Genomic DNA, 10906 nt, shown 5'->3' with positions numbered 1-10906 from the left:
AGGGAGGAGGCCCGGCGGGCCAAGGATTACGCCAAAAGCGACCTGATCCGGGAAAGGCTCAAAGCCCTCGGGGTGGTGGTGGAGGACACCAAGGAGGGCCCCAAGTGGCGGCTGGCCCTGGAATAGCTCACCAAAGGAGTTCCGCCTGTCTTTGACGGAGGCTTCGGCCAGCGGTGAAGGCCCAGGGTCTCCAAGGACCCCGCGGAGAAACGCATGGGTATCCAGTGGCAGCCTCGCCTTCCAAAGGCCAGCAGGAGCGCTTCCAGCAAAGGGGCGTCAAAGCCCTCCGCTAGCCAGACCGTGCACTTGGCGGTGCCCGGCTGGCCCCCCTGGGGCCACGGGCCTGCCCTCCGCATGAGGACCACCTCTCCCCCTGCCTCCACCAGGGCTAGAAGGCGGGAAAGGTGCGTTTTGGCCCCGTGACGCTCACCTGGACCGGCATGCCCTTAACTTAGCCAACTGGGTTGGCCCACCCAGGCCCAATAAAGCCCCCTGCCGGGCTAGACCCCGGCAGGGAAAGGCCCTTTGCCCCTAACGGGGGATGGGGTAACCTTCGGCCTCGAGGACCCTCCCCGCCACCTCCCGCCTCAGGGCCACCAGGTCCACGGGCTCGTGCTTGGTAAGCCTGCGGGCCGCGGAGTAGACCACGCGGGCCTCGTCCCCCTCCACCAGCCGGGGCAGGACGGAAAGCGCCCCCGCCTGGGCCCGGTCCAGGGCCTGGAGGAGGTAGAGCTGGGCCATGGTCACGGCGATGCCCCCAAGCCGACGGGCCCTCAGGAGGGCGCTTTCTGCCGCATAGGCATCAATGAGGACGTCGGCTACCGTCCCCAAGACCTCCTGCTCCTCCTCCAGCTTCTCTCCGTACTTCTGGGCCGCCAAACCCGCCACCATGAGGGCCAGCTTCTTAAGCCCTGCCACCTGGTGAAGTTCCGGATCCTCAGGCTCCGCAAAGCTGGGCTCCAGAAGCTCCTTCTGCAGCCTCATGGCCGCCTGGAAAAGGGGGAGCTGCCCCTTAAGGGCCCTTCTCAGGAGCATGCCGGGAATGAGGAGGCGGTTGATCTCGTTGGTACCCTCAAAGATGCGGTTGATGCGGGCGTCGCGGTAGGCCCTCTCAATGGGGTACTCCTGGGAGTACCCGTAGCCGCCGTGGATCTGCACCCCCTCGTCCACCACGTAGTCCAGCACCTCGGAGCCCAGAACCTTGATGATGCTGGCCTCCACCGCATATTCCTCTATCCCGGCCATCACCGCCTCCGCCCCCTTCTTGCCCAGGAGAGCCTCGTCAATGAGGCCCACGGTGCGGTAAACGGCGCTTTCGGCGGCGTAAATGCGGCTGGCCATCTCCCCAAGCTTCGCCTGGATCAGGCCAAAGCTCCCGATGGGCCGGCCAAACTGGTGCCGTTCCTTGGCGTACTTGGCGGAAAGCTCCAAGGCCCTCTTGGCCCCGCCCACCGCCCCTGCCCCCAGCTTGTAGCGCCCCACATTGAGGACGTTAAAAGCGATCTTGTGGCCCTTGCCCACCTCCCCCAGGACGTTTTCCACCGGGACCTTGGCGTCCTCGAGGATCACCTGGCGGGTGCTGGAGGCCTTGATGCCCATCTTCTTCTCTTCGGGCCCGAAGGAAAGCCCCGGGGTATCCCGCTCCACCAAGAAGGCGGTGAAGTGCTCCCCGTCCACCTTGGCGAAGACGGTGAAGAGCTGGGCGAAGCCCGCGTTGGAGATCCACTGCTTCACCCCGTTCAGGAGGTAGTACTTGCCATCCTGGGAAAGGGTGGCCCGGGTCTTGGCGGCCAAGGCATCGGAGCCCGAGCCCGGCTCCGTAAGGCAGTAGGCGGCGATCCACTCCCCACTTGCCAGCTTGGGAAGGTATTTCCGCTTCTGCTCCTCGGTGCCGAAGTAGACCAGGGGCAGGGTACCGATGGAGGTATGGGCCCCGTAGGTGACGGAAAAGCCCCCGCTTCCCGAAAGCTCCTCCGCCACCACCGTGGAGATCACCTTGGGCAGGTCCAGCCCCCCGTACTCCTCGGGCACCTCAATGCCTAGAAGCCCCAGCTCGCCCGCCTTGCGCATAAGGGGCACGTTGAGGGAAAGCTCCCCGTGCTCCATGCGCTCCAGAAGGGGCAGCACCTCCCTTTCCACGAAGGTGCGGGTGGTGCGGGCGATCTCCTTCACGCTCTCGTCAAAGTCCTCGGGGGTGTAAAGGCGCTCCGGAGTCTCCAAGAGCCAACCCCCACCCCTTTGCCACAGCTTCCTCTCCTCGGTCATGGCTCCCTCCTAAGCAGGATAGACTTCAAAGACCCCAGCGGCTCCCATGCCGCCGCCAATGCACATGGTCACCAGGCCATACCCTCCGCCCCGCTTCCCCAGCTCGGCGATGAGCTGGGCGGTGAGCTTGGCCCCGGTGGCCCCTAAGGGGTGGCCCAGGGCGATGGCCCCGCCGTTCACGTTGGTCCTCTCCTCTGGCATTTCCAGGGTGCGCATCACCGCCAGCACCTGGGCGGCAAAGGCCTCGTTGAACTCAATGAGGTGAATCTGGTCCAGGGAAAGGCCCGCCCGCTTCAGGGCCTTGGGCACCGCCTTGATGGGGCCTATCCCCATCACATCGGGCTCCACCCCGGCTACGGCAAAGCTGAGGAAACGGGCCAGGGGCTTGAGGCCCAAGGCCTCCGCCTTCTCCCGGCTCATGACCACCACCGCCGCGGCCCCGTCGGAATAGGGGCTGGCATTGCCCGCGGTCACGGTGCCACCCTTTTTGAAGGCAGGCCGCAACTTGGCCAAGGCCTCCAGGGAGGTCTCGGGCCGCACGGTCTCGTCCCGCTCAAAGAGGGTTTCCTCCACCACCTTCTTGGTGCCTTGGTAGCGCACCCGGGGTACGCGGATGGGCACCACCTCAGTAAACCGCCCCTCCGCCCAGGCCTGGGCCGCCCTTTGGTGGCTACGCAACGCCCAGCGGTCCTGGTCCTCCCGGCTGATGCCAAAGCGCTCCGCCACCCTCTCGGCGGTAAAGCCCATGCCGATATAGGTGGAGTAGCCCTCGGGGGTCCACTCCGTGGGGGTGAGGTCGGGGTGCAGGCGGGTGTGGTAGCCCGACATGGGCACCTGGCTCATCATCTCCACGCCCCCGGCCAGTACCGCATCCGCCATCCCGGTCATCACCGCCTGGGCGGCCATGGCGATGGTCTGCAGGCCGCTGGAGCAAAAGCGGTTGATCGTAGCCCCCGCCACCTCCACGGGAAAGCCCGCCCTTAGGAGGGCCAGCCGGGCAATATTCAACCCCTGGGCTGCCTCGGGCATGGCGCAACCCCAGAGGACATCCTCCAGTTCCTTGGGATCCAGCCCCACCCGCTCCAGGGCCGAGCGCATCACCTGGGCGGACAGGTCCACGGGGTGCAGGGTGGCCAAGGCCCCGTCCTTCTTGCCCCGGGCCACGGGGCTCCGCACTGCGCTTACAATCACCGCTTCCCGCATGGCTTCACCTCTTCAGTTCCTCAGGGGTTTACCCGTCTTGAGGGTGTAGGCGATCCGCTCCTGGGTTTTGCGGGTCCCGAGGAGGTTCAAGAAGGCCTCCCGCTCCAGGTCCAGAAGGTCCCATTCGGAAACCTCCCGCGCCGGACCCTCCCCACCCGAAAGCACCTTAGCGATCTCCAAGCCGATCTTCAGGTCATGGTCGGAGATCTCCCCTGCCTCCCGGAAGGCCCAGACCGCATAGCGCAGGTTGCCCAAGGCCTCGCTCCCCAAAACCCGGATCCTGGGAGGCAGGGGGGGACGGTAGTCCGTGGCCAGCTCCAAGACCCGCCTCTTGGCGTCGGCGATGAGGAAGTCCCGGTTCATGCTGATCCGGTCCCGGTCCCTCAGGAAGCCCATTTTGCGGGCCTCGAGGGCACTGGTGGAGGTCTTGGCCAAGGCGATGAGGTTGAAGGCCCGCTTCACCCCCTCAAAGGGATCGGCCTCCTCGTAGGGGGCAAGCTCCTGGGTGAAGCGGAGGAGCATCTCCTTGGTGCCGCCCCCCGCCGGCAGGAGCCCCACCCCAGCCTCCACCAAGCCCATGTACAGCTCGGCATGGGCCTGCACGCTATCGGCATGCAAGGTGAACTCCGCCCCGCCGCCCAAGGTGAGGCCAAAGGGGGCCACCACCACGGGGAAAGGGCTATAGCGCAAGGACATGGAAGCCTTCTGGAACTGCCGCACCGCCAGGGAGAGCTCGTCCCAGTCCCCCTCCTGGGCCAAAGAGAGGATCAAGGCCAGGTTGGCCCCGGCGGAGAAGGCCCTAGGGTCTTCGTTCCCCATCACCAGGCCCACATAGCCCTTCTCCTCCACGTACTCCAGGCTCTTCTGGAGCATGCGGATCACGCCCTCCCCGATGGCGTTCATCTTGGTGCGGAACTCCAAAAGGGCGACCCCGTCCCCCAGGTCCAAAAGGGCGGCTTCCTTGCTTTCCAGCAGGGTCTTACCCTCGGACCTGAGGGCTTTTAGGGAAATAACCCCCTCCCGCTTGGGCAGGGGGTGGTAGGCCCCATCAAAGCCCAGGTAGGTGCCGTCCCGGTAAAAGCTCCCCTGGGCCTTCCCAAGAAGCTCCGGCTCGGGAAGGGCATGTTCGGCAAAAAGGTGCCTTAGCCCCTCGAGGCCCAGGGCATCCATGTTCTTAAAGGGCCCCTCTTCCCAGCCAAACCCCCACTCCAGGGCCTGGTCCACGGACACCAGGTCGTAGGCGATCTCGGGAGCCTTCTCCAGGGTATAGTGGGCCGTACGCGCGAAAAGCTCCCTCATGAAAGCCCCGTATTTGCCGGGAAGCTCCAGAACCTTGGGAAGCCTCTCCGCCAAGGGCAGGTCCCGCAAGGCCCTAAGCTCGGGCAGTTCCACCTGGGCCCGGGGGGCGTACTCCAGGGTGCGGTAGTCCAGGGTGTGGATCTCCCCGTTCACCCTCTTGTAAAACCCGGCCCCCGTCTTTTCCCCAAGCCGCCCTTCCTCCACCAGGCGCAAGACCCACTCCGGCAGAGCAAAGTCCTCCCCTGTGGCCTGGGCGAGTTCCTCGGTGACCAGCTTCAGTACATCCAAACCCGTAAGGTCAGCCGTGCGGAAGGTGGCGGAGTTGGGGCGGCCCAGCAAGGGGCCGGTGAGGGCATCCACCTCGTCGATGGTAAGGCCGTGCTTCTCCATGAGGCGCACCGCCTGCACCATGCCGTAAACCCCTAATCGGTTGGCGATAAAGCCCGGCGAATCCTTGGCCAGCACCGTCCCCTTCCCCAGGATGCGCTCGCCAAAGCGGCGGATTTCCCCAAGCACCCCAGGATCGGTCTCAGGGGTGGGGATCAGTTCCAACAGATGCAGATAGCGGGGCGGGTTAAAGAAGTGGGTGCCCAAGAAGCGGCGGCGAAAACCCTCGGACCGGCCTTCAAGAAGTACCCGCATGGGGATGCCGCTGGTGTTGGAGCTGATGATGGCGGTGGGTTTGAGAAGGCCCTCGAGGCGTTCATAAAGGGCCCGCTTAGGCTCGGGCTTCTCAATAATGGCCTCCACCACCCAGTCGCAGTCGGCCAGCTTCCCCAAGTCGTCCTCGGTGTTGCCGATCTCCACATAGCGGGCCAAGTCCGCGTCCATAAAGGCGGCCGGCTTGGCTTTTAAGGCTCGTTCCAGCCCCCTTTTTGCCACCTCGTTCCGGTCCTCTTGGCCCGGAATGTCCAAAAGGACCACCGGGATGCCGGCGCTCACCACTAAGGCGGCGATCCCGCTCCCCATGGTCCCCGCGCCCACCACGCCTACCTTCTTGATCATGGCCACCTCCTTATACTCAGTCAAAGTTTACGTCAGCATAGAGGACTTGTCAAAGGGGTCTCTTGACCCAAGAGACTGCTCTGTTACAATGTCGTCGTTATGAAAAGAACCGCCGCCTTCCTTATAGCAAGCCTCCTAGGCCTAAGCCTGGCCCAGGGGGTGCGGAGCTTGGGTATGGGTGGGGTCCTCCTTCCAGGACCCAGCGGACAAGGGGCCAACCCCGCCTATGCCGCCTTTCCCGGGAAGTGGGACCAGGAGGGCTTCCAGCTTCCCATAGGCCTCCTACGCCTTCTACCCCTGTTTCCCGACACGAGCCCCTTCTCCTACTTCACGGACCCCAACGCCTTCCGCAACCAGTTTGACCTTCTCAGCGCCTACGATCAGGCCAGCCACTTGGGGAGCTTCCTCATAAACCCCGCCCGGAGCCCCGACGAGGTGGTGTTCCGGGTAAGCGCTAGCGGGGTGTCCATCACCGATGGGCAAGGGAGAAGCCTCATGCCGTCCTTCCAAGCGGGTGTGGTGGCCGAGAGGCCCACGGCCTCTATCCCCCAACCCCTCCTTCCCCTCTCCTTTGACCTGGGGCCGGGAACCTATCTCTCCGTAGGCCCCTTTGCGGGCACCCAAGGGGTGCGAGTGGCGCCCAACCAGGATCTGGCGATGGCCTTGAAGGAGGGCTCCCTGCACCGCTGCCAGGCCAGCACGCCCTCCCCGTGTGCCCTCGAGGCCCAAGGCTCCTTCATCTCCGGAATAAGTTTGGCCCTGGGGTTCTCCACCCCGCTTCCGGATATCCCTGGCCTGGGGCGGGTCTATGCAGGCGTGCGCGGCGAGGGCTTCTACGGCCTAGGGTACGCGGAAGCCTCCGCTAAGGCCCGGCCCACCTTTGACCAGGACGGTAACGTAAGCGGCGTTAGCTACGAAAGCCGCTACTTCCTAAGTTATCCCTCCTTCTTGGAGGCCTCCCTGGGTCAAGGGGGTAGCGGGGTTGGCTACGGCCTCCGCGGGGATGTGGGTGTAGCCGTGGACGGAGGAAACTGGGCCTTTGGCCTAGGGGTACAGAACCTCCTGGGCTTTACCCAATGGAGCGGCGTAGAGGTAACGGTGGTGGACGGAAGGGAAACTAGCCGCACGGCCACCACCAAAAGAGGGGATTTCTCGGCACCCATATTCACCCTCAACGGAGCCTACCGCCTACCTTTGGAAGTAGGGGAGTTGCTCCTGGCGGCGGACACCCGTTTCGGCGCCAACACGCCCACCTTCCACCTAGGTGCGGAATACAACCTGGGTGGGGTTGCCATCCGGACGGGCGTGGGGCTGGAGGGTGGCTTGCGCTTTGGCCTGGGGGCCGGCTTTAACCTGGAAGCCCTTAGCCTGGACCTAGCCCTTACCACCCACGAGGCCCCCTTGGTGGGCGGAACCGTGTACGGCATCGCCATGGCGGTGCGTTTCTAAGGAGGTCAAGCCGTGAAACGCGTATCCCTTTTGTTGGTGTCCCTGGCCCTGGCCGCCTGTAGCGGCCACACCATCCATCGGTTTGAGGTAGATATCCTAAGCTTCATCCCTCAGGACCAACGCCAAGGCGTGGTCAACCTGACCACCGCCCAAGCGCAGTTTCCCGATCACCCCGCAGGCCGAGCGGTGGATGTGCCCGAAGCCAAAGCCCTAGTGGACGGACGGTTCGCATTCGCCTTTACCCTAAAGAACACCGGCACCCTTACCAGCACGGCAGACCTCGAAATCCGCCTAGGCCCCGGGAACGATACCAACCTCTATGACGGCCAGGGAGGGGATTTTGCTGCCCTCCAGCAAACCGTCACCCTCAACCCCGGGGAGGAGCAAACCGTCACCCTCCAGCTAGACATCCAACCGGGCACGCCAACTTATGACCTCATCCAAAGCGGCCGGTTTCGCATTGGCGCCAGGTTAGATCTAACTGAGGGCAAGGTCCAGTACACCCTGACCCAAGCTGAGGTGGTGTTAAGGCTTAAGCTTTTCAACCTGATCCCCAACCCCTAGCCATCGGCAAAAAGGTAAAGGGTTTGCAGCAAAGCCTCGGGGTAATCCCGGGGCTTTAGCCCTTTTTTCTCCAGGCGGAAGCCCGGGGGGTACTGGGTGAGCTCCACCCGGAAGGGAAGCTGCCTCAGGGCCCGGGCATCGTAGTCCAGGGGCCAGCGGGGGAAGGTCACCTGAAGGTGGGTGAGGTCCTCGGTGATGGAGACCACCCCTTTTCGCTCCGCCACCAGGCGAAGCCTTGCCAAGGCCAAAAAGCTCTCCGCCTCTTCGGGAAGGGGGCCGTAGCGTTCCTTGAGTTCCTTGGCGATGCGGGAAACCTCCGCTAAGGTCCTGGCCTCCGCCAAGCGGCTATAGTAGCGGCTACGGGCCTCGAGGCTCGCCACATACTCCGCAGGAAGCCGTGCGGAAAGGCCCAGGTCCAGGGTCACGTGCCGCTTCTCCTCCTTGACCTCCCCCTTAAGTTTGCGGATGGCTTCCTCCAATAGTTCGCTGTAGACCTCCAGAGAAAGGGCCCGGATATGCCCATGTTGTTCCGGACCCAGGAGATTTCCCACCCCCCGGATCTCCATGTCCTTTTCCGCCAGGAGGTGGCCGCTTCCCAGGTCGGAGAGGTCCGCGATGGCATTGAGGCGCTTTTCTGCTGCCTCTGTAAGCCTTGGAGGATGGAAGAGGTAGGCGTAGGCCTCCTGCTCCCGCCGCCCCACCCGGCCCCGAAGCTGGTACAAGGTGGCCAGGCCCAGGCGATCGGCCCGCTCAATGAGGATGGTATTGGCCTCGGCCACATCCAGGCCCGACTCAATAATGGTGGTGGCCAAAAGGACATCGTAGGCCCCCTCGGCAAAGAGGAGCATGGTCTCCTCCACTAGTCCCTCCGGCATCTTGCCGTGCACCACACCGATGCGGGCCTCGGGCACGAGATTTTCCAGGTAGCGCCTCCTGGCCTCAATGGAGGCCACCCGGTCGTGCACGTAAAAGACCTTGCCTCCCCTTTCCAGTTCCAGGAGGATGGCCTCCCGTACCAATAGGGGATCAAAGGGAGCGAGGAAGGTGCGGATGGGCTTCCGGCCCGGAGGAGGGGTCTTGATGCTGGAAAGATCCTTCAAGCCCACCAAGGCGGAGTAAAGGGTGCGGGGAATGGGGGTAGCGGAAAGGTAAAGGGTATCCACCTCGGCCTTCAGCTCGCGGATCCGCTCCTTCTGGGCCACGCCGAAGCGGTGCTCCTCGTCCACGATGAGAAGCCCCAGGTCCTTAAAGCGAACGTCGGGCTGGAGGAGGCGGTGGGTACCGATGACCACGTCCACCGTGCCCGCCTCGAGGCCCTTGAGGATGGCCTCCTCCTCCTTGGCCGGGGTGAAGCGGGAAAGGACGCCAATGCGCACGGGAAGGCCAGCGAAGCGCTCCCGGAAGGTCTTGCCGTGCTGTTCTGCCAAGAGGGTGGTGGGCACCAAAAAGGCCACCTGGGCCCCGTGCCCCACCACCCGGTGGGCGGCCCTTAGGGCGATCTCCGTCTTGCCAAAGCCCACGTCCCCGGAGATGAGCCGGTCCATGGGGAAAGGGGCCTCGAGGTCTCGCAAGACCTCCTCCAAGGCCTGCTTCTGATCCGGGGTCAGCTGGTGGGGAAAACCCCTTTCTATCAGCGGATCCCACTCCGGCAAGGGGGCGAAGGCCCGGCCCGGGGTAGCCTTGCGCTTGGCCTGAAGCACGAGGAGCCTTGCCGCCAGCTCCTCCACATCCTTCCTGGCCTTTTCCTTGAGCCGCTGCCACTCCCCTTTACCCAGGGAGGAGAGCTCCGGAGGGTCATCCGTGGTGCCGGGATGGCGCTTGAGAAGGGGTAGGTGCTCCACCGGCAGGTAGAGCCTTCCCTCCCCCTGGTAGCGGAGGACCAGGTAGTCCCGCCTAACCCCCAAAACCTCCCGGGTTTCCAGCCCCAGGTACTGGCCCACGCCGTGCTCAGGGTGGATGAGGAAATCCCCAGGCGAAAGGGCCCCGGGGTCGGCAAGACCCTCCCCCACCCGCACCCTAGCCCGCACCGCTCCGGTGGCAAAGACCAAGGCCTCGGTAAGCAGAACCTCCTCCCCCCACTCCGCTCCCCCCTCAAAGGCTCCCCAGAACAGGGAAAGCTGGCCCTTGGGTCCGGGAAAGCGCTGGAGCACCTGGGGTTGGAAGAGGGCAAGGCGCCTTTTCAGGTAGTCCAGGGTACGCTCGTGGGCCACGAAGAGGCTAACCCGCCTCCCCTCCTCGAGCCAGCGGGCCAAGTCCCTTTCCAAGGCCTTAAGGCTCCCCCGGTAGGGAACCAGGGGCTTCACCCCCAGGTCCCAGAGGGGAAGCTCCACCCCACCCCCTAGGGCCACCACCTGACGCCCCTCTAAAAGGGGCCAAAGCTCCTTTGGGGCCAGGGCCGGGGTGTCCAGGTAGACGGGACCGGGAAAGTGAAGGAGCTTCCTGGAGGGGAACCCTTCCGCCTTTCCCGGTTTGGGCAATAGGACGTGCCGCCTCCTTTCCTCCCCGGCCACCCGGAGGCGCTCCAGCTCATCCCCGAAGAACTCCAAGCGCACCTCGCCCAGCTCCAAAACCTCCCCCAACACCCGGTAATCCTCATCCCGGGCGTACCCCATCCGCAGGAGACGGTGCAAAAGTTCCCCTCGGGGATAACTCCGGCCCACCTCCAGCACCAGGCGCCAGGCAGAAGGGTCCTGGGGAAAGGGAGCCAAGGCCTCCTCGTAGCTAAACACGAAGAGAGCCCGCTCCTCCCAGGCCTCGAGGCCAGGGTTCACATAAACGGGCCCCCCAAAGGCCCCAAGGTCCCGGTAGCGCCTCAACCGCTCCTCCGGGGCCAAGAGAACGGCCGGAGGCCTCTCACGGGAAAAGAGCAAGGCCGCCACCACCTGAGGCAGAGCCAGGCGGTGGCCGTAGTAGCGTTCCCGTTCCAGGGCGATCTCCATGGGCAAGAAACCCCTGCCCCCCTGGCCCCGGGGCCGGAGGGGCACCCTTTGCCTATTCTAGCGAGTAGGCGTGGATGGCTATAGCCCCGAGGCCCACGTTGGCGGCGATGGTGGCCCCGCTTCGCGTGATACGCCCCTTTTCCAGGCGCAAAGCCCCCTCCAGGCTTTTCTTTAAGCCCTCG

6 protein-coding genes and 1 pseudogene are annotated in these 10906 nt (G+C 64.5%); 2 read left to right on the top strand and 5 right to left on the bottom strand.

The features are described 5' to 3' along the window. Nucleotides 1-531 precede the first annotated feature (531 nt). Genes Q0693_RS09365 through Q0693_RS09355 form a run of 3 tightly spaced genes read right to left on the bottom strand, consistent with a single transcriptional unit; the run spans nucleotide 532 to nucleotide 5772 of the window. The gene (locus Q0693_RS09365) at nucleotides 532-2265 is read right to left on the bottom strand and encodes an acyl-CoA dehydrogenase family protein (protein ID WP_298631133.1); all 1734 of its coding nucleotides are present in this window, start codon (nucleotides 2263-2265) and stop codon (nucleotides 532-534) included. Nucleotides 2266-2274: 9 nt separating this feature from the next. Then, on the bottom strand, nucleotides 2275-3468 hold the full coding sequence (locus Q0693_RS09360) for a thiolase family protein (RefSeq protein WP_298631100.1): 1194 nt from the start codon (nucleotides 3466-3468) through the stop codon (nucleotides 2275-2277). A 12-nt stretch (nucleotides 3469-3480) separates the two neighbouring features. Next, entirely contained in the window at nucleotides 3481-5772 is a 2292-nt protein-coding gene (locus tag Q0693_RS09355) for a 3-hydroxyacyl-CoA dehydrogenase/enoyl-CoA hydratase family protein (RefSeq protein ID WP_298631099.1), read from the bottom strand. A 99-nt stretch (nucleotides 5773-5871) separates the two neighbouring features. Between Q0693_RS09355 and Q0693_RS09350 the strand changes: the two genes are divergently transcribed. Both Q0693_RS09350 and Q0693_RS09345 read left to right on the top strand, forming a co-directional pair. Further along, nucleotides 5872-7221, top strand: a complete 1350-nt coding sequence (locus Q0693_RS09350; protein ID WP_298631097.1) for a hypothetical protein — start codon at nucleotides 5872-5874, stop codon at nucleotides 7219-7221. Nucleotides 7222-7233: 12 nt separating this feature from the next. Continuing rightward, nucleotides 7234-7785, top strand: coding sequence for a hypothetical protein (locus Q0693_RS09345; protein WP_298631095.1), 552 nt, complete (start codon nucleotides 7234-7236; stop codon nucleotides 7783-7785). On the opposite strand, the gene mfd is transcribed toward Q0693_RS09345, so the two are convergent. Beyond that, nucleotides 7782-10724, bottom strand: a complete 2943-nt coding sequence (gene mfd / locus Q0693_RS09340) for a transcription-repair coupling factor (protein WP_298631135.1) — start codon at nucleotides 10722-10724, stop codon at nucleotides 7782-7784. The two genes, Q0693_RS09345 and mfd, sit on opposite strands and share 4 nt — an antisense overlap. A 52-nt stretch (nucleotides 10725-10776) precedes the next feature. Next, nucleotides 10777-10906, bottom strand: a pseudogene (locus Q0693_RS09335) (DegV family protein); the annotation flags it as partial.

Source organism: uncultured Thermus sp. (assembly GCF_938010445.1).
GTDB classification, from domain to species: Bacteria; Deinococcota; Deinococci; order Deinococcales; family Thermaceae; genus Thermus; species Thermus altitudinis.
This window is presented reverse-complemented; position numbering and strand designations above follow the sequence as displayed.